This is a genomic window from Paenibacillus sp. cl130 (assembly GCF_900116035.1).
GTDB classification, from domain to species: domain Bacteria; phylum Bacillota; class Bacilli; order Paenibacillales; family Paenibacillaceae; genus Paenibacillus; species Paenibacillus polymyxa_B.
This window is the reverse complement of record NZ_FOYG01000001.1, coordinates 552,691-573,188: the sequence shown is the minus strand read 5'-3', so window position 1 is coordinate 573,188 and position 20,498 is coordinate 552,691. Positions and strand designations below refer to the sequence as shown.

The 20,498-nt window shown below is 46.7% G+C and carries 20 protein-coding genes; 12 read left to right on the top strand and 8 right to left on the bottom strand.

Annotation, left to right across the window (positions count from 1 at the left end; translation table 11 throughout):
- Positions 1-90: 90 nt before the first annotated feature.
- Positions 91-1,251, bottom strand: a complete 1,161-nt coding sequence (locus BM358_RS02615) for a THUMP domain-containing class I SAM-dependent RNA methyltransferase (protein WP_023987994.1) — start codon at positions 1,249-1,251, stop codon at positions 91-93.
- Positions 1,252-1,408: 157 nt separating this feature from the next.
- On the opposite strand from BM358_RS02615, the gene BM358_RS02610 reads away from it, so the two are divergent.
- Positions 1,409-2,053, top strand: a complete 645-nt coding sequence (locus BM358_RS02610) for an O-methyltransferase (RefSeq protein ID WP_023987995.1) — start codon at positions 1,409-1,411, stop codon at positions 2,051-2,053.
- Between the two features lie 112 nt (positions 2,054-2,165).
- Here BM358_RS02610 and BM358_RS02605 read toward each other — a convergent pair whose 3' ends face one another.
- Positions 2,166-3,386 (bottom strand): MFS transporter, encoded by a 1,221-nt coding sequence (locus BM358_RS02605; protein WP_013309691.1) that lies wholly within the window; start codon positions 3,384-3,386, stop codon positions 2,166-2,168.
- A 233-nt stretch (positions 3,387-3,619) separates the two neighbouring features.
- On the opposite strand from BM358_RS02605, the gene hemE reads away from it, so the two are divergent.
- From hemE to BM358_RS02555, 10 genes are all read left to right on the top strand, one after another.
- Positions 3,620-4,690 carry a uroporphyrinogen decarboxylase gene (hemE, locus tag BM358_RS02600; protein WP_023987997.1) on the top strand — a complete coding sequence of 357 codons (1,071 nt, stop codon included), beginning with the start codon at positions 3,620-3,622 and terminating at the stop codon, positions 4,688-4,690.
- 7 nt (positions 4,691-4,697) lie between these two features.
- On the top strand, positions 4,698-5,639 hold the full coding sequence (gene hemH, locus BM358_RS02595) for a ferrochelatase (protein WP_028542839.1): 942 nt from the start codon (positions 4,698-4,700) through the stop codon (positions 5,637-5,639).
- 7 nt (positions 5,640-5,646) lie between these two features.
- The gene (gene hemY, locus BM358_RS02590) at positions 5,647-7,092 is read left to right on the top strand and encodes a protoporphyrinogen oxidase (protein ID WP_028542838.1); all 1,446 of its coding nucleotides are present in this window, start codon (positions 5,647-5,649) and stop codon (positions 7,090-7,092) included.
- A gap of 137 nt (positions 7,093-7,229) precedes the next feature.
- A complete protein-coding gene (locus BM358_RS02585) occupies positions 7,230-8,708 on the top strand; it encodes a CapA family protein (RefSeq protein WP_028542837.1) in 1,479 nt (492 codons plus the stop codon).
- Between the two features lie 82 nt (positions 8,709-8,790).
- On the top strand, positions 8,791-9,561 hold the full coding sequence (locus BM358_RS02580; RefSeq protein WP_028542836.1) for a glycerophosphodiester phosphodiesterase: 771 nt from the start codon (positions 8,791-8,793) through the stop codon (positions 9,559-9,561).
- A gap of 39 nt (positions 9,562-9,600) precedes the next feature.
- Positions 9,601-10,224 carry a fumarylacetoacetate hydrolase family protein gene (locus BM358_RS02575; protein WP_028542835.1) on the top strand — a complete coding sequence of 208 codons (624 nt, stop codon included), beginning with the start codon at positions 9,601-9,603 and terminating at the stop codon, positions 10,222-10,224.
- Positions 10,225-10,436: 212 nt separating this feature from the next.
- A complete protein-coding gene (locus BM358_RS02570; RefSeq protein WP_028542834.1) occupies positions 10,437-11,243 on the top strand; it encodes a DUF92 domain-containing protein in 807 nt (268 codons plus the stop codon).
- 82 nt (positions 11,244-11,325) lie between these two features.
- Positions 11,326-11,904 (top strand): TetR/AcrR family transcriptional regulator, encoded by a 579-nt coding sequence (locus tag BM358_RS02565; RefSeq protein WP_028542833.1) that lies wholly within the window; start codon positions 11,326-11,328, stop codon positions 11,902-11,904.
- Positions 11,905-12,025: 121 nt separating this feature from the next.
- A complete protein-coding gene (locus BM358_RS02560) occupies positions 12,026-13,975 on the top strand; it encodes an ABC-F family ATP-binding cassette domain-containing protein (RefSeq protein ID WP_028542832.1) in 1,950 nt (649 codons plus the stop codon).
- A gap of 153 nt (positions 13,976-14,128) precedes the next feature.
- Positions 14,129-15,118: an aldo/keto reductase family protein gene (locus BM358_RS02555; RefSeq protein ID WP_028542831.1), complete on the top strand. Its 990-nt coding sequence runs from the start codon at positions 14,129-14,131 to the stop codon at positions 15,116-15,118.
- Positions 15,119-15,137: 19 nt separating this feature from the next.
- On the opposite strand, the gene BM358_RS02550 is transcribed toward BM358_RS02555, so the two are convergent.
- The 6 genes from BM358_RS02550 to BM358_RS02525 all read right to left on the bottom strand — a co-directional run bounded on the left by BM358_RS02550 (position 15,138) and on the right by BM358_RS02525 (position 20,066).
- Entirely contained in the window at positions 15,138-16,037 is a 900-nt protein-coding gene (locus BM358_RS02550; protein WP_028542830.1) for a LysR substrate-binding domain-containing protein, read from the bottom strand.
- 73 nt (positions 16,038-16,110) lie between these two features.
- Complete coding sequence (locus tag BM358_RS02545; RefSeq protein ID WP_028542829.1) at positions 16,111-17,148, bottom strand: M42 family metallopeptidase; 1,038 nt, start codon at positions 17,146-17,148, stop codon at positions 16,111-16,113.
- A gap of 13 nt (positions 17,149-17,161) precedes the next feature.
- Positions 17,162-17,584, bottom strand: coding sequence for a LapA family protein (locus BM358_RS02540; protein WP_028542828.1), 423 nt, complete (start codon positions 17,582-17,584; stop codon positions 17,162-17,164).
- A gap of 56 nt (positions 17,585-17,640) precedes the next feature.
- A complete protein-coding gene (gene pepF, locus BM358_RS02535; protein WP_028542827.1) occupies positions 17,641-19,437 on the bottom strand; it encodes an oligoendopeptidase F in 1,797 nt (598 codons plus the stop codon).
- Between the two features lie 199 nt (positions 19,438-19,636).
- On the bottom strand, positions 19,637-19,825 hold the full coding sequence (locus BM358_RS26690; protein ID WP_025715827.1) for a hypothetical protein: 189 nt from the start codon (positions 19,823-19,825) through the stop codon (positions 19,637-19,639).
- Positions 19,826-19,832: 7 nt separating this feature from the next.
- Positions 19,833-20,066 (bottom strand): hypothetical protein, encoded by a 234-nt coding sequence (locus BM358_RS02525; protein ID WP_013309704.1) that lies wholly within the window; start codon positions 20,064-20,066, stop codon positions 19,833-19,835.
- Between the two features lie 173 nt (positions 20,067-20,239).
- On the opposite strand from BM358_RS02525, the gene BM358_RS02520 reads away from it, so the two are divergent.
- Positions 20,240-20,437, top strand: coding sequence for a cold shock domain-containing protein (locus BM358_RS02520; RefSeq protein ID WP_013309706.1), 198 nt, complete (start codon positions 20,240-20,242; stop codon positions 20,435-20,437).
- The last annotated feature ends 61 nt before the right edge of the window (positions 20,438-20,498 follow it).

The following is a 20,498-nucleotide window of genomic DNA, read 5'->3' as shown; positions in this document are numbered from 1 at the left end:
CATTTCAATGATTAAGTAAAGAAAATACAGCACAAATCAGGCCAGAAGAACGAACAGAGGGTTCGTTTCCTGGCCTAAACTTCATCATATTTAAGGCTGCAACGGCGAAGTATCTTTGCGGCGCGGAGGCAGAGGGCCTAGATACTGATAGTATTGGCATTCAATACGGCCGTTAAACAACTTCCGGCGCTTGTCTGCTTTACGGCCCCAATAATGCTCAAATTGCTTGGTGGAGCTGATGGCAAAGAAGGACCAAGTCTTCATTTCGGCTGCCGTGCGTGCGAGTGAACGGATCAGCTTTTCCACCTCGGATTGCTCGCTCAGTCTCTCGCCATAAGGTGGGTTTGTAATCATCACACCATATTGTCCTTCGAGTCTGACTTTAGTTACAGGCATTACCTTAAGAGGGATGTCTTTAGCAAAGCCTGCTGCTTTTACAGCTGCCTCAGCAACTTGTATGGCATTTGGGTCGATATCGCTACCTGCAATCTCAAAAGGAATGTCATCGCGGGTCAAATCCATCGCTTCGTCGCGAGCCTGATCCCATAATTCTCTGCCAATGACAGGCCAGTCTTCCGAGTTAAAGGTACGTCTCAGGCCTGGCGCAATGTTCCAGGCTTGCATGGCAGCTTCGACCAATAAAGTACCGGAACCGCAGCATGGGTCATAGAATGGTCGGTCAGGGCTCCAGCGACTAAGCTGAATAAGAGCAGAAGCCATCGTTTCTTTGAGAGGCGCCTCTGTAACGAGCTTACGATAGCCGCGTTTGTGCAGTCCTGGACCGGTCGTATCAAGTGTCAGCAACGCACGATCATTCAATAGAATGACCTCAATGACGTAACGAGGGCCATCTTCAGCAAACCAATCTGTGTGGTAGGTTTCCTTGAGCTTCTCTACAATCGCCTTCTTGACGATTCCCTGACTGGCTGGTACGCTACTAAGCTGTGATTTGTGCGAACGTCCCTCTACGGGAAATTCACCATCTACAGGAATCCAATCCTGCCAAGGCAATGCTTTGGTACCCTCGAACAGCTCGTCGAAGGTAGTTGCAGCAAATTCACCCATTTTTATAAGCACGCGGTCTGATGTGCGAAGCCACAGGTTACACCGGCATATATCCATATAATCTCCGGTAAAAACGACGCGGCCATTTTCAACGGTCAGATCTTCGTACCCGAGTTCTCTGAGTTCCCGGGCCACGACGGCTTCAAGTCCCATTGGCGCAGTTGCAATTAGTTGCAGTTGAGTCATTAAACGTATTCACTCCGTCCCCATAATCATGTAAGCTTGGTTCAATCCCTATAGTATAGGTCATTGTACTCGAAGAGACAAATCATTAAGGTAAAAAATTTACGAAGGACATCACGTCCAACCTGCGCTATGATTAAGCAAGAAGGAGAGATGAACCGTGGAAATTACACCAAATATGACCCCTGAACAATATGTAGACCAGCTGGTACAAGAAGATGAAGCACTGCGCAGTATTAGGGAGGCTATCGTTAAAGAAGGTATGCCGGAAGTATCCGTTGCTCATCCTTACGGAAAACTGTTGACCTTTCTAATTGAAGTATCTGGCGCACAGCATGTACTGGAAATCGGCGCATTAGGCGGCTACAGTGGATTATGTCTGGCTCGTGGGCTGGGAGAAAAGGGCCGCATTGTGTCACTGGAGCTGAAAGAAGCGTACGCAGCGCTGGCACATCGACATATGGAAAACAACGGATACGGTGACCGTGTCGAATATCGTATCGGACCCGCAGCGGACAGCTTGAAGGAACTTCAGGAAGAGGGAAGAACTTTCGATTTTTTCTTCATTGATGCAGATAAGGAAAATTACCCAGTGTATCTGGAATATGCGATTGCTCTGGCGAATCCGGGTGCCATTATTGCGGGAGACAACTGTTTCCTTCGCGGACGGACGCTGAATACGGATAAGAATGGCCCTGCCGTCCAGGCCGTGAGACGTTTTAACGAAACGATAGCAACAGATCCACGGCTGGTCAGCACGCTTTTGCCAGCGTACGATGGATTGGCGCTAGCTCGAGTTAAATAGCGTTCATTCCCCATGTATAGCCACATATAAAGAAAGAACCACCTTGTCCACGGCAGCGTGAATAAGGTGGTTCTTGTCTGTTAAGGCAGGCTTGTCTTACCCGAAGGTTATCTTACCTGAAATCAGGCGTAGCCTTACGATCAAAAAGCTTCATGCGTACCCAGAATATGTTGACGATTAACAGGACACCTGACATGATAAACAGTCCTTCGATGCCAATAAACCCGGATAGCACCCCGCCAATGACAGCACCCAGCATATTTCCGAGCGCTAGCGAACTGGTATTGAAGCCGAAAGAACGGCTTTCCATTCCTTCCGGTGTATACGTGCGAATCAACGCATTTACGCTTGGTAGCAGACCGCCCATAAATACACCCATGAAAAAACGGATAATGACAAGTTGCCATACTTCATTGACAAAAGCCTGCGGAATGAGCATAACCGCCGTTCCGAGCAGTGCAATGGTCAAGATCTTGTGCGCCCCTATCTTGTCACTCAATCTTCCAAGGAGCGGTGCAGCAACCATATTGGATACGCCTGTAATAGCCGTAACGAACCCGGCAATCAGCGCAATTCCTTCTGCCGACCCATACAGCTTTTGCACATATAATGGCAGCAGAGATACCGTACTGATCATGGCAAACTGGAGCAGAAACGTTACGGTGAACAAAGCCGGAAGCTGGGGCGTATGGCTTAGCTCCTTTAATCCGGCAAGAACCGAAATTTGCGGTATGCGTGCGGCTTCCGTTTTGCTGAAATTTTCTTTAACCAGAAACATTGCGATGAGCGAGGCTATAAAAATTAGAGCGCCTGTAATATAAAAGATCGGTCTGAATCCGACCCAGTCAGCCAAAAATCCGCCTAGCAGAGGGCCGAGAATCGTGCCAGCCATCTGACCGGATTGCATAATCCCCATAGCGAATCCGGTTCGCTCTTTGGGAGTGGTACCCGACACTAGGGAAATCGATGCCGGATTGAAACCCGAAATCGTACCGTTCAGCAGGCGAAGCGCCAGCAGTTGCCACGGGTGGGTGACCAAACCCATACATCCGATGACCAAAGCCATACCAAAGCCTGAGCGAAGCAGCATGACTTTACGTCCATATCGGTCAGCCAGCTTGCCCCACAAAGGCTGGAACATAAATGAGGTCAAAAAGTTAGCGGCAAAAATAACTCCGGCCCATAGACCAATATCGTGCTCTCCCTTCACATGAAGGTCCTGAGCCAGATACAGGGCGAGGAACGGAGTAATCATCGTGATACCCGCATTGACCAGAAACTGACCGAACCAAAGCACAATGAGATTGATTTTCCACGTCTCCCACGTTTTCAATGTGCTTTCACTTCCTTTCTGCCCATTCTCATCCTGTTGTAAATCCTACTTATCAAAGCATAACTTCTCCGGAGCTTTAAAAAAGCCATTTCTCTAGTATAGCACACTTCATTGAAACTTTATCCAAATGTCATGGGTTTGTCATGGTTTGTTCGAGAGCTGCGGTTGTTACGACTCTTGAAAAAGGGCATAATAAAATATAGTATTTATGATTCGAACTGGAGGCTGAAGTCATGACCTACAATGATACTTTTATCCGCGCTTGCCGCAAGCAAGCTGTGGATCATATTCCCGTATGGTACATGCGGCAGGCCGGAAGGTATGACCCTGAGTATCGCAAAATTAAAGAAAAATACACATTGCTTGAAATATGCCGCCAGCCCGAGTTGGCCGCAGAAGTGACCTTGATGCCCGTGCGCAAGCTTGGGGTGGACGCTGCAATTTTATATTCTGATATTATGAATCCGGTAGCCTCGCTAGGGGTTGATTTTGATATTGTCAAAAATATTGGCCCGGTTATTGATAATCCAATCCGGTCAGCTGCAGACGTAGATAAGTTGCGTCCAATTGATGTGGAACGCGATTTGGGTCATATTTTGGAAACGATCCGTATTTTGGACCGTGAACTAAACGTGCCATTGATTACGTTCGCTGGAGCGCCTTTTACCATTGCAAGCTATTTAATAGAAGGAAGGCCTTCGAAAGGATATATTCGCACCAAAGCGATGATGTATGGAGAGCCTGAGCTGTGGCATCGCCTGATGGATAAGCTAGGAGACATGGTTATTACATACGTGCGAGCCCATATCGCTAATGGCGGTAAGGCTTTTCAATTGTTTGATAGCTGGGTAGGTGCGCTCTCGCCTTATGATTTTCAAACTTTTGTGCTGCCGACTATCACACGTATTTTCCATGAACTATCTGATCTGGATGTACCTAAAATTTATTTTCCGGGCGTAAGCTCTGGTGAATTGCTCCCACACTTGAATGGGTTAAAAGCCGATGTGATTGGACTGGACTGGCGGGTAAGTATACCTGAAGGACGTCGTCGCTTGGGGAACGGTTTTGGTGTACAGGGAAACCTGGATCCTTATGTGCTTACTGCGCCAATCGATGTTATCAAGCAGTATGCGAAAACCATTGTAGATGAAGGCATTTTGGAGCCGGGTTACATTTTCAATCTCGGTCATGGTTTATTTCCTGAGGCCTCGCTAGATAAGCTAAGAGAGCTTACTAATTATGTACATGAGTATTCCCGCTCGGTTTTGTCAAAAAATGAATACATTAGAAATGTTAAGAGGTGATCTGTTAATGAAAACAAAAGTGGGTGTACTGGTCATGTCCTACGGGACGCCGGAGAGTCTGGATCAGGTGGAAGCCTATTATACACATATTCGTCGCGGCAATGCTCCCTCGCCGGAGCAGTTAAAAGAATTAAAGGATCGTTATGAAGCTATTGTAGGCGGTGTGTTTCCGCTGCGGCAGAACACGGATCGGCAGGTTCAAAACTTGCAGGAAACCTTAAATCGGGAAAACCGCAACCCGGACATTGAATTTGTCTGTTATCAGGGACTCAAACATGCCAAACCGTTTATTGAAGACGGTGTGGAAGCTATGGTGCATGATGGCATTCGTACAGCGGTGGGTGTCGTGCTGGCTCCTCACTATTCCGTTATGAGTGTAGGCACTTATATTAAGCGCGCACAGGCTAAGGCACAGGAACTGGATCTAGCCATATCATTTGTGGAGAGCTATTATCTTCATCCAAAGCTGATTAAGACGCTGACTGAGCGTGTAAACGCCAAACTGGCGCTTTTTGAAGAAGCTGGAGCCAAGCGGGATGAGGTTCGTGTTCTGTTTAGTGCGCACAGCTTGCCTGAACGGATTTTGGCTATGGGTGATCCTTATGTTGAGCAATTAATGGCTACATCGCAGGCTGTTGCGGACAAGGCGGGAATTACCAACTGGCAGTTTACGTGGCAAAGCGCCGGTCGTACAGCAGAGCCATGGCTGGGGCCAGACATTTTGGATACCATGCACAGTCTTAAAGAGGAGCAAGTGGAGTATGTGCTGGCTGCGCCAGTTGGCTTTGTTTCTGATCACTTAGAGGTGTTATACGATCTGGATATTGAAGCACAGGCGTTAGCGAAGGAATTGGATATGCGTTTTCAGCGTATTGATTCACTCAACAGTGATCCACTGTATATGGAGACGCTTAGTGATGTCATCATAGACCAATGGAAAAAGGGATGAGGACATAATGGAGCAAAAGTTACGTAATATTGTAATTGTAGGCGGAGGCTTGACCGGGCTTAGCACTGCTTTTTATACACGAAAAATGTACAAAGAAGCTGGCTATACACCTCGAATTACGTTGGTGGAGAAAGCTTCCGTGCTGGGCGGGAAAATTGAAACGCTGCATAAAGATGGTTTTGTAATTGAAAAGGGGCCAGATTCCTTTCTGGCCCGTAAAACGGCCATGATAGACCTGGCAAAAGAGCTGGAGTTGGATCATGAACTGGTGAGCACAAATCCTGAGGCTAAAAAGACATACATTTTGCATGAAGGACAGCTTCATCCGATGCCTCCTGGGCTGGTGCTGGGGATTCCAACAGAGCTGAAACCTTTTTTGCGCAGCGGCTTGATCTCTCTAGGCGGGAAAATGCGGGCTATGATGGATTTTGTCATTCCGCCTCGCCGTGTACCGGGAGATGAGGCGTTGGGTGATTTTATTGAACGCCGACTGGGCAAAGAAGTGCTGGAAAATGTAACCGAGCCACTGCTGGCGGGGATTTATGCTGCCAACATGAAGACGCTAAGTTTGCAGGCGACCTTCCCACAATTTGCTGAGGTAGAGCAGCAGTACGGAAGCCTCATTCACGGGATGATGACAGGCCGAAAACCAGCTGAAACACATACAGGTACGAAAAAAAGCGCCTTTTTGACCTTCCGTCAAGGCTTGCAAAGTTTGGTGCATGCGTTGCTGAATGATTTGTATGACTGTGATTTACGCACCGGAATGGCTGTTACAGAATTCACAAAGACCACGGAAAGTGGAGACAGCCCATATCGCGTTATGCTGGATAATGGAGAGACGCTGGAGGCGGATGATATTTTTGTAACGACTCCCAACTTTGCTGCTGCGCCGCTATTGCGAGATCATGTCAATGTGGCTGCACTGGAAGCCGTTAATTATGTCTCCGTAGCAAACGTGGTCATGGCCTTCGATAAAAATGATATTGAGAATGTCTTTGACGGTTCTGGTTTTCTGGTCCCTCGCAAAGAAGGACGCAGCGTGACCGCTTGCACATGGACGTCTGCCAAGTGGCTACATACTAGCCCGGATGATAAGGTGCTGTTGCGCTGTTATGTAGGGCGAGCAGGAGCTGAAGACACTGTAGAGTTACCGGATGATGAGCTGATTGCACTGGTACGTAAGGATTTGAAAGAGATGATGGGAGTTACAGCAACTCCGCTGTTCACGGAAATTACACGTCTTCGCAATTCCATGCCGCAATATCCGGTAGGGCATCCGCAGGCTATAGCTGATTTGCGGGAAGAGTTACGCACTGCCATGCCGGGAGTGTATGTGTTGGGTGCTGGCTATGATGCGATTGGTTTACCGGATTGCATCCGTCAGGCTAAGGAATGGGCCTCCCATGCCGTCCAAACGACACAGCAGGAAGCGGTCCAGGTACAGGTGTAAATGTTCAATGATGAACCCTTCGCGATCCAGGCGAGGGGTTCTATTTATATTGAAATTTGATATATAATGGAGAAGGTGTAAAATTCGCCAGCTAATAAAGAAGTTATGCATATGCAATAGCATAGAAGGAGTGAAGAATGTACCCTCCCAGATCACAGAGAAATGAAGGTCGCAAGAAAGCAAGAAAACCAAAAATAGGCAAGGCTTGGATTATTACGAATCTGGTCCTGCTGCTTATGATCGTAGGTCTTTTCGGTTATTATTACATATTTGAACACGACAACAGTGCCTCTCTTGCGGAAAATGCCGGGTATTCGCAAACGGAGAAGAAAATCCAAACGGAATCTGCTAGTGAAGAGCGGTCTACTCCCTCGGTCAGTGAAAATGTTACAGACTTGTCAAATAAACAGCTGGACGAAGGCTCCCATGCAGATAAGCAATTTGCTGACGATGAAACGAAGCAATCTGCTGCTTCAGACACAAGCCATCGTCCCGCGACAACGTCTGACACAAATGCTCCCGAAGGCAGCTCTTCAGGAGCAAAATTATCCTCGGGGAAAGACGGGCAAGCAGGGAACGATACGTCCAATAAGGAATACGACGGTAATCCATCCGCGGATAAGGGAGGAACGGAGGATGTAAAAAGATCCAAAACAGACGGTGCAGATTCTCCGACAGTCACGCTTCACTTTGTAGGGGATGTGCAATTTTCCGGTAAAGTTGAGCAGCGATTGGAACAGAATGGGTTTGAGTTTCCGTATCAATATCTCGGAAACTTGTTTCATAAAGACGATCTGACGATTGCCAATCTGGAAACGCCCGTGACAACGAATGGTGTGGGTGCGTTAAATAAAACGTATGTGTATAAATCTTCGCCCAAGGCGTTAACTGCGTTGGCTGCGGCAGGGATAGATGCTGTCAATTTGGCCAACAATCACATTTTGGATCAGGGCACAGGCGGATTACTGGATACACTGAAGTATCTGGATGAAAAAGGTATAGCCCATGCTGGAGCCGGACGTAATGCAAAAGAAGCGTATGCGCCGCATTATTTTGAACGTAAAGGGATCAAAATTGCGTTGTTGGGGACTACACGTGTCATGCCTGAAGCCAACTGGAATGCGGGCGCCAAACTGCCCGGTGTAGCAGGAGCCTATGATTCGTCCGCTATCGTAAAGTCCATCCGTGAGGCACGAATGCAGGCCGATCTGGTGATTGTCATTGCCCATTGGGGGAAGGAGCGCGCTACTGCACTTGAGCCCCATCAGACCGAGTTATCGCATGCTTTTATTGATGCTGGAGCTGATCTTGTCATTGGCGGTCATCCACATGTGCTTCAAGGGATGGAGCAATATAAAGGTAAATGGATCGCATACAGCACAGGCAATTTTATTTTTTCTAAATCAACGGTGCCAGCCACTTGGGATACAGCCATATTTCAGGCAACCTGCACCCGAAAAGGGGCTTGCGAAATGAAGCTGACCCCTTACCGGGCGGAGCTAGGTCAACCGATTCCATTGAAGGATACGGAGGCCAGCAAAATTTTGCAGAGAGTGGCGGCACTGTCACCGGGAAATGTCTCTATAGGGACGGATGGTACAGTAAGCGCTCAATAGAAGCTCGAAAAGAAATTTTTTATATGGGAATTGACGGAACGATCGTATGAAGGACTCCTTTGTGGATGGAGGTCATAACAAGATGAATCATTTGTGCGTGGCTCACCGCGGTTTTTCGGGGATTGCTCCCGAGAACACGATGGCAGCCTTTAAGCTTGCGTTGAAGCAGCCATTTGTACACTGGATTGAGCTGGATGTACAGCTGTCAAAGGACGGTGTTCCGGTGGTAATTCATGATTTTACGCTGGAGCGCACGACGAATGGTATAGGGAAAGTAAAGGATTCAGACTGGAAAGCATTGCAACAACTTGATGCTGGTAGCTGGAAAAGTGCAGAATACCGTGGAGAAATGATCCCTTCCCTCGCACAGGTACTGGATTTATGTCGTGGCCGCGTATCACTCAATATTGAGCTTAAAACAGCGGGAGATATGTATCCGGGACTGGAGAAAGCCGTACTCCGTGAAATTGTGATGAGAGGGATGGAGGGAGAGGTGGTATTAACCTCTTTTGAGCGTGCCGCAGTACGCCGGGCTAAGGAGCTGTCTCCTGAGATCCGTACCGGATTGATTATCGATGCGCGTCCAGATGATTTGGCAACGCAACTGGAGCAGCTACAATGCACTTTTTTATCCATAGGCTATCCGCGTTTGGATCGAAACCTGATGAAAGATCTCACTGGCCGCGGTATTACTGTCATGGCGTGGACGGTGGATGACCGCCGTATAATGCGGAAATTGTCCTCATTACATCCTGAATTGATGATTTGCACTAATTGGCCGGATCGCTGGGAACAGGTTTTTTTGCTTTCCAAGCACCGGATGTGGCACTATATACGTAAACTTATTCGTTAATCAATTGGACTACATACGCGGGAAGGGTGACGGATCGTAATGAACGTGGAAATTCGTAATGTTTATTGTGTCGGACGCAATTATAAGCTGCATGCGGAGGAGCTGGGTAATGAGGTTCCCGCAGAACCGATGATTTTTTTGAAGCCGTCTCATGCGGTTGTGCCGCTGGATGGCGCCACGCTGGAGCTTCCTCAGGGGCAGGGAGATATTCATTTTGAGACTGAGCTGGTCGTGGCTGTAGGACGTAAATACGAACCAGGCATGTCTGCAGATACGTGTCTGAACGCATTTGCATTCGGCATTGATTTTACCCTGCGTGATGTACAAAGTGTTCTCAAGAAAAAAGGCCATCCATGGACCGCCGCCAAAGGCTTTAAATCGTCTGCTCCCGTGACACCATTCCTGCCTTTAGAAAAATTGGACATGCTGGAGCAGCAGGATTTTTCCTTGCTCAAAAATGGACAGGAAGTCCAGCGTGGACATGTTAAAGATATGATTTTTTCTATCCAGCACATCGTCGAATATATAGCGACTCATTATGGGCTGGGTGAAGGAGATATTATTTTTACAGGTACTCCAGCAGGAGTAGGGCCTACAGCAAGCGGGGATCGCTTTGAGCTTTTCTGGGGGAGTGATCGTCAGGGGAGCTTCACCATCGCATAAACTTGTGAACGGCATTCATGGATGAGGATTAAAAAAGGGAATGTTCTTGGTAGTTGGGAAATAAAGAGCGATTCCCTTAGAAAAGCATTGTGAAGGCCGTGTCCTGTGCCAAAGCATGGGACACGGCTTTTATATAAGTGTAGAGCATTGTACAATAATATACAGAACGAAAAAAGAAAAACGGAGATTCATTTCAAAAGCGGGGGTATATCATGGACTGGATCATCGGATTGCTTTGTGCTGCTGTGGTGGCGGGAGCTGCATTTTATAAAAAATCCTTAACCTTATCTGGCTTTGCCACGGCTGTACTGATGGGAACCGTATATTATGGGGCGGGTAACCTGTTCTGGTTCGGCACATTGCTCTTGTTCTTTATCACGTCGACCCTCCTGTCGAGGTTCAAAAAGGAGCGCAAGGCTGAGCTGGAAAAATCGTATGCCAAAACCGGAAACCGGGATGCAGGCCAAGTATGGGCCAATGGGGGATTAGGTATGCTGTTATGCCTGGGCTATGCGATATGGCCCCATGTTACGTGGCAACTGGCTTTTGTCGGTGTCATGGCTACGGTAACATCCGATACGTGGGCAACGGAATTTGGCAGCCTGAGTCGTAGGCCACCCCGTTCGGTGCTTAACGGGAAGGTGCTGGCACCCGGAACCTCAGGTGGAGTATCTGTATTGGGAACGGCTGCGGCCTTGGCTGGGGGTGTACTGATCGGCATAGGTGCATGGGGCTTTGGACACGCCATAGGAACGCCGAGCTTGCCGTTATGGCTGTGGGCACTGGTTGGAGGTATATCCGGTAGCGCCGGGGCCTTTGCTGATTCCTATCTAGGTGCTACGGTGCAAATGATGCGTTCCTGCACGGTTTGCGGACGGGAAGTAGAAGTAGACTCACATTGTGGACAAACGACGGTCTATGTACGAGGCTGGCGTTGGATGAGCAATGATCGGGTGAATAGCATTAGTTCTATTTTCGGAGGATTGGTCGCTCTTGCAGGTATTTTTTTTATACTTTGAACACGGAGCTGGAGATCATTACAAGGAAAAAATTGTTATAAGAATTGACCGTGTTTCAATCCTTGTATAAGGAGGTGCTAAGATGGGCGATATACAAGGAGATAAATATGAAGCTATTTTGGACGCCGCTTACACCGTCTTTGGCACCAAAGGCTTTTATGAAAGCAAAATTTCCGAGATTGCAGAACAAGCGGGAGTTGCCAAAGGCACAGTATACTTGTACTTTAAAAGCAAAGAGCAGCTATTTACAGCAGTCACACGTAGAGATTGCGAGCAATACCTAGCCGAAATGCAAGGCGCATTAATCAATCGTACTTTAGGAGAAGGACTGCTGCGGATGGCAAATTTGCATCTGCACTACTATTTCAAGCGCAAGCAGCATACTAAATTATTTTTTATGACCCCCAACAGTGACCCCGACCTAATGGAGTTTATGTGGGGATTTATCCAGGACTATACTGATTTGGTCAAAAATAAACTGGCGTCAGAGGGTGTACAGCAGTCTGAGTTTCATGCGAAGGCATTCATTGGTATGTTGGAACGCCTAAAAATGGATATTTTATTGAATAAAGATTTCCGCGAATGTGACGTAGATCAGACGGCTGAATTAGCGGCGAACTTATTTATGCATGGCTGTAAAGCCGGGGTACAAAAATCCTGACATCTTGTTGCTAAAAAACCGTACTGACTTCGTTCAGGTAACGGTTTTTTTAATCATTGGCTGTGTCTGTGTTAAAATAAACAGGATGCATCACAAAATAGGGGAAGAGTAGGGAATCCGTATGAATATTATGACCGTTGAACATATAACGAAAAGCTATGGCGAGAAAATGTTGTTTGAGGATGCTTCCTTTGGTATGGATGAACGTGACAAAATAGGGGTCGTCGGTGTAAATGGTACCGGCAAATCAACGTTTTTACGGGTAATTTCCGGCTTAGAGCCGCCAGATGATGGCAACATTGCAGTGAACAACGATGTGCGAATTCAGTATCTAGCACAAAATCCGGAGTTTGATCCCGAAATGAAGGTGCTCCAGCATATTTTTCATGGCAACCAGCCTGAGATGAAAGCGGTCCGTGAATATACGGAAATCATGGAGTTGTTGGAGTTAAATCCGGGTAGCGAGGAGCTTCAAAACCGTCTATTGCGAGCAAGTCAGCAAATGGATACGTTCCAGGCATGGCAGCTGGAGAGCGAGGCCAAAAATATACTTACCCGACTGGGGATCACCCAGTTTGAGTCTCGTATGGGCGTTCTATCCGGCGGGCAGCGTAAGCGGGTGGCTTTGGCGGCGGCTTTAATCCAACCCTGCGAGTTGCTCATTCTGGACGAGCCTACAAACCATATTGATAATGAGTCTGTTGAATGGTTGGAGCAGTATTTGCAAAAAAGACGTGGTGCGTTGTTAATGATCACGCATGATCGCTATTTTCTGGATAGAGTTGCAAATGTCATGCTGGAGCTGGATCATGGCCGCCTTTTCCGTTATGAGGCTAACTATACCCGTTTTCTGGAGTTGAAGGCAGAACGTGAGGAGCGGGAAGCGTCTACGGAACAAAAAAGGAAGAACTTGCTGCGTAATGAGCTGGCCTGGATTCGTCGTGGAGCAAAGGCTCGTTCCACCAAGCAGAAAGCGCGTATTGATCGATATGAGCAGCTTAGGGATCAGCAACCGGAAGCTCGTTCTGGATCTGTAGATATGTCTGTCGCCTCCACACGTCTGGGTAAAAAGATATTGGAGATCGAGCATCTGTCCAAATCGGTAGATTCCCGTAAGCTGATACAGGACTTGAGCTACATTGCGGTTCCTGGTGATCGTGTTGGTATCCTAGGTCCTAACGGTAGTGGGAAATCCACTCTGCTCCAAATGATTGCCCAGCACATAGAACCGGATTCCGGCAACGTTGTGCTGGGACCGACGGTGAAGCTTGGCTATTTTACTCAGGAACATCAGGAAATGAACGAATCATTACGTGTCATTGAATATATTAAGGAAGAAGCCGAAGTGATTCGTACAGCAGACGGTTCGACGATTACAGCTGCACAAATGCTGGAGCGTTTCCTGTTTGCACCAAGCGCGCAATGGACGGTTATTTCCAGGCTGTCCGGGGGTGAAAAACGGCGCTTGTATCTGCTTCGTGTTCTGATGTCAGCACCGAATGTGCTATTGCTGGATGAACCAACAAATGATCTGGATATTCAGACCCTTTCCGTTTTGGAAGACTATCTGGATGAATTCCCGGGCGTGGTGTTTATTGTTTCTCATGATCGCTATTTCCTGGATCGGACAGTGGACAAAATACTGGCGTTTGAAGGGGATGGACAGGTACGAGTACATGTAGGCGACTATAGTGAGTATGCAGAATGGATCAGTAAAAATGCTCAATCTTCTGTGAATACGTCTGTCTCGACGAGTACGGCTTCCTCGAATCGCTCTTCCGCGCCTAAGTCTGCGGGTCCTTCTGATTCAGTCAAGGAGACAAGTAAAACCAAGCTTAAATTCACCTTCAAGGAACAGCGGGAATATGAGCAAATTGATGAGCTGATTGAACAAGCCGAACAGAAGTTGGCCGACATTCAGCGACAGATGGAAGATTCTTTCAGTGATTCAGCACGATTACAGGAGCTCATGGCTGAGCAAGCAAAGGCCGAACAGCATCTGGAGCACCAAATGGAACGCTGGACCTACCTGAATGAGCTAGCCGAGCAGATTGAACAAAGTAAATCTTAAAAATACAGAAGCAAGTCACCATTCAGAGTGGGGGCTTGCTTTTTTTATCGAATTATTAATACGTTTTTCATATTAAAAGCGAGTGAATTATATATTTCTAATATTAAATTACAGTGGGTATAATGGATTGCAGATGGAGGGGAGGAATTGAAAATGGAATATCGTAAACTTGGAAAAAGTGGTTTGATGGTAAGTGAGATTGCATTGGGGAACTGGATCACCCACGGTGCCCAAGTGGATGATACCATAGCGCAAGCCTGTGTAAAGGCTGCACTAGACTCAGGGATTACCACGTTTGATACCGCTGATGTGTATTCGGATACCCTGGCGGAAACGGTTTTGGGTCATTCTTTAAAGGGAATACGCCGTGAAAGTATTGAATTATGTACTAAGGTTTTTCATCCCACAGGTACCGGACAGAATGATAAAGGGCTGTCTCGTAAACATATCATGGAGGCCTGCCATGCTTCTCTTCGACGCCTACAAACGGATTATATTGATGTATATTATGCACACCGTTTTGATCCAACCGTATCGCTTGAAGAAACTTTTTTGGCCTTATCCGACTTGGTGCGGCAAGGGAAGGTTTTGTATGTAGGAGTAAGCGAGTGGACAGCAGAGCAGATAAAGCAAGGAGCTGCTCTGGCTAGGGAATTAAGGGTCCCTTTCGTGGCAAGTCAGCCCCAATATTCCATGCTATGGCGTGTCATTGAAGCTGAAGTGATTCCCGCTTGTGAGCAGGAAGGGATTGGGCAGGTGGTTTGGTCACCTCTGGCACAAGGTATCCTTTCTGGTAAATATGCAGCAGACAAGCCGTTACCCGAGGGTTCACGAGCTTCTACGACAGCAGGGTCACCATTTTTTGAACGTTTGGCTGGACAATGGTTACGTAAAGAAGTCCTTTTGGCAGTAAAGAAGATTCAGCCGATTGCAGAAGAATGCGGACTGACGCTGCCCCAGCTTGCAGTCGCATGGGTTTTACAAAACCCGCAAGTGTCCTCAGCTATTATCGGTGCTTCCAAGCCCGAGCAGGTTAAAGAGAACGTAAAAGCTGCGGGTGTCCGTCTAGATGGGCAGGTCATGAGACAATTGGATAGCATTTTAAATGGTATTGTTGAACGTGATCCGAGAAAAACAGGTTAAGATATACGATCAAGGAGATTTACATGTCTAACTCTTCGTTACAAGCTGTTTCTTCAACCACTTCCAGAAAATGAGTCAGAACAGTTTCATGTGCACCTGTTTTCCATGCAGCATAAAGTGGGATGGACGGAGACTCTTCTTGAAATGAACGAAATACGACATCACTGCGTTGAAAGACAGATACGGAAGAAGGGACAATGGAGATACCTATACCCGCCGCTACCAAGTTAACGATCGTATACATTTGAACGGCTTCCTGTACGATTTGAGGCTGAAATCCATGTTGTCCGCAAAAGTCGAGTATGAGATTATGAAAAGAAGCTCCCATATGAGGCGGAGACAGGATAAAAGATTCGTCCGCTAAAGAACGTAAAGACAAGGTTGAATGGTGGGCTAACGGATGTGTCTGAGGAAGAACGGCCATGAGTGATTCGTTGGCGTAAAGACGAGAAGTGATATGTATAGATGGATCTGCACTGCGCAGGAAGCCCACATGAACTTTGCCATCGTGTATGGCTTTTAGTTGTTGGGCAGATGTCATTTCAAATAACGTAAGCTTCACATCTGGGAAGCGCTCTCGGAATTTCTTCAAGGCATTAACCATCAGACTGCCAGAGGCTGAATCTACAAAAGCGATGGATAATTGTCCGAATTTCCCCTGACTTGCAAGCTGTGTGATCTTAATAGATCTTTCCAATTGAGCAACCATATTTCTGGATTCTTCTAAAAATATCGCTCCTGCTGACGTAAGTCGAACTTGTCTTTTGGTTCGTTCCAAAAGCTTCACACCAAGCTCTTCTTCAAGGCTTTGAATTTGTTGGCTCAAGGGAGGTTGGGTGATATTCAGTTTTTTCGCAGCACGGTTAAAATGCAGTTCTTCCGCTACTGCGATAAAGTAACGTAGTTTTTTCAGATCCATAGCTGTGATTTCCTTTCACTAAGCCTTCACCGACCTATTCTCCAGTGGAACAGGTCGGTTTTTATCGTTCGAATTAAACTGTCACATAAGCTGCAAGCAGACGTGCAGTGTTCACCACGGCCTGCTTGTGCGTGCGCTCCATTGCATGGGAGGCGTGTACGCCAGGGCCGATCAAAGCAGCACGGATGTTATTACCTGCTCTTAGTGCAGCCGAAGCGTCCGAACCGTAGTGCGGATAAATATCTACAGCATACGGAATATTCAGCTCTTTGGCCAGCTCAATCAGACGGGTCGTCATATTATAGTCGTAAGGCCCGGAGGAATCTTTGGCACAGATAGAAACATCCGTTTCCTTGCAGCTCAGATCTTCACCCATACAGCCCATATCGACAGCTATCATCTCACTGATTCCTTCAGGTATGTAAGCCGCTCCGTGCCCCACTTCCTCATAGTTAGAAATGAGCAATTTAACGGTATGTCGAGGCTTCCAGTTTCCATGTACAGCAGATTCCAGTAGACCAAACAGTGCAGCTACACTAGCTTTATCATCCAGATGCCGTGACTTGATAAATCCACTCGGTGTTACGACTGGACGCGCATCGAACGAAATAAAATCGCCCACCGCAATACCGAGCTGAAGCACGTCTTCTTTTGACTCAACAAGCTCGTCAATCCGAACCTCCATGTGGCTCTCCTTGCGCTCAAAGCTTCGTGCATCATCATAGACGTGCACGGATGGATGGCTGGACAGAATAGTACCCGTATACGTTTGTCCGCTTCGGGTATGAATAAGGCAGTATTCGTTCTCAATGCTGTTCATCATGAAACCGCCGACGGATGTCAGACGTAGGGTGCCTTGTGCTGTAATCGAACGTACCATCGCGCCCAATGTATCCACATGTGCGCTCAGCGCCACCGTACGGTCCGTTTCCTGACCTTCCAGAGTCAAGATGGCACCGCCTTTTGCATTCCATTCGATGGGTACCCCGAGGCTCTCAGCTTCCTTATGAATCAGCTCCATCACATGGTGTGTGTACCCACTGGGACTGGGCGTGTTCAGTAGCTGATTTAAAAAGTTCATCATATAATCTTCATTTAATTGAATCGTCATTTGTTGCTCCTCCTCATTTGGACAACCGATCAGGGTTAGAGGACGGTTGCTCTATATCTTGGTCGAAAGTAGACCCTGTGCTGGAAGACCCAGTCGTGTCATAGGTCACATCCGCGTTTGCTTCCACCGTGGATGTGTGCTCTTCTTGTAATGTATGAAGCTGAGTAGTCAGACGTTTAATCTCTCTCTGAAGCCTATATTGGCGGAAAATACCGAAAGAACCGACAATAAGTCCACCTAGAAGAGTGCAACCAAGAATAAGCAGAATCAAAGGAATGCTAACCATACTGAATAGAAGGTTCACTTGAACCGAATTCACATTAATAACAGCAAATACAGCTGTTAACAGAGCAATAACAAGAGCTGCGATCAAAGACCATTGTGTTTTCAAAATGCCACCTCCTCCCGTTACATTATAAAATCCCTTGCCCGCCATGGACAAGGGATTTATCCGTGCATCATTTCAATGCTGGATTTTAAGTGCGCACGGTTTTACTTTCCTTCAGTTAGCTTTTCCATTTCTGTAATGACTTCTTCGAATACGCTCATCGCTTCGCGAATCGGCTGCGGAGAGGACATGTCAACACCAGCTTTTTTCAAAATATTAATTGAATAATCACTGCCACCGCTCTTTAAGAAGCCCAAGTAACGATCAACGGCTGGTTGGCCTTCTTCCAGAATCTGTTTCGAGAAACTAGTTGCTGCCGAGAAGCCAGTAGCATATTTGTAGACATAAAAACTGTTATAAAAATGAGGGATCCGTGCCCATTCCATTTCAATGTCTTTGTCTACCTTCATGCCAGGCCCGTGATATTTCACATTCAGATCATAGTAAATCTCCGATAAAAGCTGCGGTGTAAGGGATTCCCCCTGTTCAGCGCGTTCATGTACAATTTTCTCAAATTCCGCAAACATGGTTTGACGGAATACCGTTGTGCGGAATTGATCTGCATAGTAGGTGAGAAGGTACATTTTCTCTTTCGGATCGGTTGATTTGTTCAGCAAGTAGTCCATTAGCAACGCTTCATTGGTTGTGGATGCCACTTCAGCCAGGAAAATGGTGTACTGTGCATCTCTATACTTCAATGCGTTGTCTGAATAGTACGAATGCAACGCATGCCCCATTTCATGAGCAAGTGTGAACATGCTGTTCAGGTTGTCTTTATGATTCAGCAGCACATATGGGTGGGTACCATAAGCTCCCCAACTGTATGCACCAGTGCGTTTGTTTTCATTTTCGTATACATCAATCCAGCGCTCATCATAGCCTTTTTGCAACGAAGCCAGATAGTCCGCGCCAAGTGGCTTAAGGCCTTCCTTTGTTTGCTTTTTGGCGTCTTCATACGTAATGTCCATCTTGTATTCGTCCACAAGCGGAGCGAACAAATCATACATATGGAGCTCATCCACACCTAACAACTTTTTACGCAGTTTGATGTAACGATGGAGCAGGGGTAAGCTTTCATGAATGGTGTCAATGAGATTCGTGTACACTTCCTTCGGAATATTGTCACCGTACAGTGACATTTCCAGTACAGAAGGGTATTTGCGAACACGAGAATAAAAAATATTCTTGTTTACATTGGCACTTAGTGTAGAAGCAATTGTATTTTTATTTTTGGCATATGTGTCATATACCGCTTTAAAAGCACGTTCGCGTACTTCGCGGTGTGGACTTTCGAGGAATTGAATGTAGCTGCCATGAGTCAGTTCAACCTCTTTGCCGTTCTCATCCTTAATTTTTGGAAACTTCAGATCAGCGTTGTTGAGCATGCCAAAAATCGTTTGTGGGGCTTGAGCCAGATTGCCAACCTGAGCGAGCAGCGCTTCTTCTGTCTTGCCCAAAATATGTGCTTTTTCCCGCTTCATTTCTTGAAGTGTAAACCGATAATCTGCAAGCTTCGGATCTTCAATGAAGGCATCAAGCTGTTGATCCGGCAGTGCCAAAATTTCAGGCGTCACAAAAGAAAGAGACTCGCTAACCTCAACGCCTAATTTTTTGGCTTTTTGCGAAAGACCCTGGTATGTAGGTTCAGCTGTATCCTCATCATGATGCAGATGTGCGTACACATATACACGCTCGGTTTTAAGCGACAATTCATCTTCCAATTTAAAACAGCTGCCAATCGACTCTGCTGAATTGAGCTTGCCTTGGAATTGTTCAGCCTTTTTGGCTAGTTGTTTGACTTCTTCGTATTCTTGATCCCATGCTTTGCGGTTAGGAAACAAATCTTCCAGTTTCCATGTATTTTCCACTGGCGCATCAGCGCGTTTTACAATTTCACTCATGGAGAGCCTCCTCTGATCGAACGTAATGTGGGGTAGGGCTGCGGCAGTAAGGGACGGATGCCAAAACGAAGAAACCGCCACGCTTACCGTAAGCAGCAGGGCAAGAGGTTTTACAGGATGCATGTAACGGCAGATCCTCCTTATACCATGGCTTGTTATGCCATAGTATGACCTCTTACGCCCGAAAGTATAATTTTCCTTACTGTGGGTTGGAACCTATATTTAATAAGCTGTATACAATAAGATAAAAGGCAAGGCAAACCATGATTACAGCAGTGAGGGCCATCCACTTTTTGAGAGGAGTCGGTATCGTATCACGCTTCATGATCAGCACTCCGCCCAGCGTGAAGGCCAGAATAATGAAGATGAGATAGCTGTTGGACACCATGAATAGGCTAGACCTGTTTGAAAGCGTTCATGATCCGCTGCCACTCTTCCTCATTATCTTGAAAGGACTGCTTGGGAAACCGATTTTGAGCCCAATGCATCAGCGCCGGACGGCTTAAAAACGTGTGGGCTTCCTCGCCCCAATCATCGGATATTTCCCGTAGAACGATGTAACGGCCCTGCACCTCGACAGTCATCATGTTCCAATTGTCTTTTTTGTATATTTCGTGTTTTTTCATCATATGCATGTCTCCGATTTTATAGATGTTTTGGTTCATGATACCGCAGTTTCCGCCGCAAAAGCAAATCATTCCAGCCCGAAAAACCAGGGAAAACATCAATTGCATTGTGAAAAAGCATGAAGTATAATATGGATATTCGCCATAGATGGCGGTATTTTTAGGAGGTTGTTCACTTGAAAGGTACAGTTAAATGGTTTAACGCAGAAAAAGGTTATGGCTTCATTCAAATGGATGGTGGCGAGGACGTATTCGTACATTTCTCCGCAATCCAAGGCGACGGCTTTAAAACTTTGGAAGAAGGTCAAGCGGTTGAATTCGAAATTACTGAAGGTAACCGTGGACCCCAAGCAGCTAACGTAATCAAACTGTAAGTGTAACTGAATTGTAAGAATGGTTCCGTTTCTACGGATGTCTTATATATTACGGTTAAAC

Coding starts and splice junctions, on each gene's coding strand:
- hemE (WP_023987997.1), top strand. CDS start 3,620: ATGACCTACAATGATACTTTTATCCGCGCTTGCCGCAAGCAAGCTGTG.
- BM358_RS02615 (WP_023987994.1), bottom strand. CDS start 1,251: ATGACTCAACTGCAACTAATTGCAACTGCGCCAATGGGACTTGAAGCC.
- BM358_RS02560 (WP_028542832.1), top strand. CDS start 12,026: ATGAATATTATGACCGTTGAACATATAACGAAAAGCTATGGCGAGAAA.
- pepF (WP_028542827.1), bottom strand. CDS start 19,437: ATGAGTGAAATTGTAAAACGCGCTGATGCGCCAGTGGAAAATACATGG.
- BM358_RS02585 (WP_028542837.1), top strand. CDS start 7,230: ATGTACCCTCCCAGATCACAGAGAAATGAAGGTCGCAAGAAAGCAAGA.
- BM358_RS02540 (WP_028542828.1), bottom strand. CDS start 17,584: ATGGCGGGCAAGGGATTTTATAATGTAACGGGAGGAGGTGGCATTTTG.
- BM358_RS02570 (WP_028542834.1), top strand. CDS start 10,437: ATGGACTGGATCATCGGATTGCTTTGTGCTGCTGTGGTGGCGGGAGCT.
- hemH (WP_028542839.1), top strand. CDS start 4,698: ATGAAAACAAAAGTGGGTGTACTGGTCATGTCCTACGGGACGCCGGAG.
- hemY (WP_028542838.1), top strand. CDS start 5,647: ATGGAGCAAAAGTTACGTAATATTGTAATTGTAGGCGGAGGCTTGACC.
- BM358_RS02525 (WP_013309704.1), bottom strand. CDS start 20,066: ATGATGAAAAAACACGAAATATACAAAAAAGACAATTGGAACATGATG.
- BM358_RS26690 (WP_025715827.1), bottom strand. CDS start 19,825: ATGGTGTCCAACAGCTATCTCATCTTCATTATTCTGGCCTTCACGCTG.
- BM358_RS02580 (WP_028542836.1), top strand. CDS start 8,791: ATGAATCATTTGTGCGTGGCTCACCGCGGTTTTTCGGGGATTGCTCCC.
- BM358_RS02545 (WP_028542829.1), bottom strand. CDS start 17,148: ATGACGATTCAATTAAATGAAGATTATATGATGAACTTTTTAAATCAG.
- BM358_RS02550 (WP_028542830.1), bottom strand. CDS start 16,037: ATGGATCTGAAAAAACTACGTTACTTTATCGCAGTAGCGGAAGAACTG.
- BM358_RS02565 (WP_028542833.1), top strand. CDS start 11,326: ATGGGCGATATACAAGGAGATAAATATGAAGCTATTTTGGACGCCGCT.
- BM358_RS02575 (WP_028542835.1), top strand. CDS start 9,601: ATGAACGTGGAAATTCGTAATGTTTATTGTGTCGGACGCAATTATAAG.
- BM358_RS02555 (WP_028542831.1), top strand. CDS start 14,129: ATGGAATATCGTAAACTTGGAAAAAGTGGTTTGATGGTAAGTGAGATT.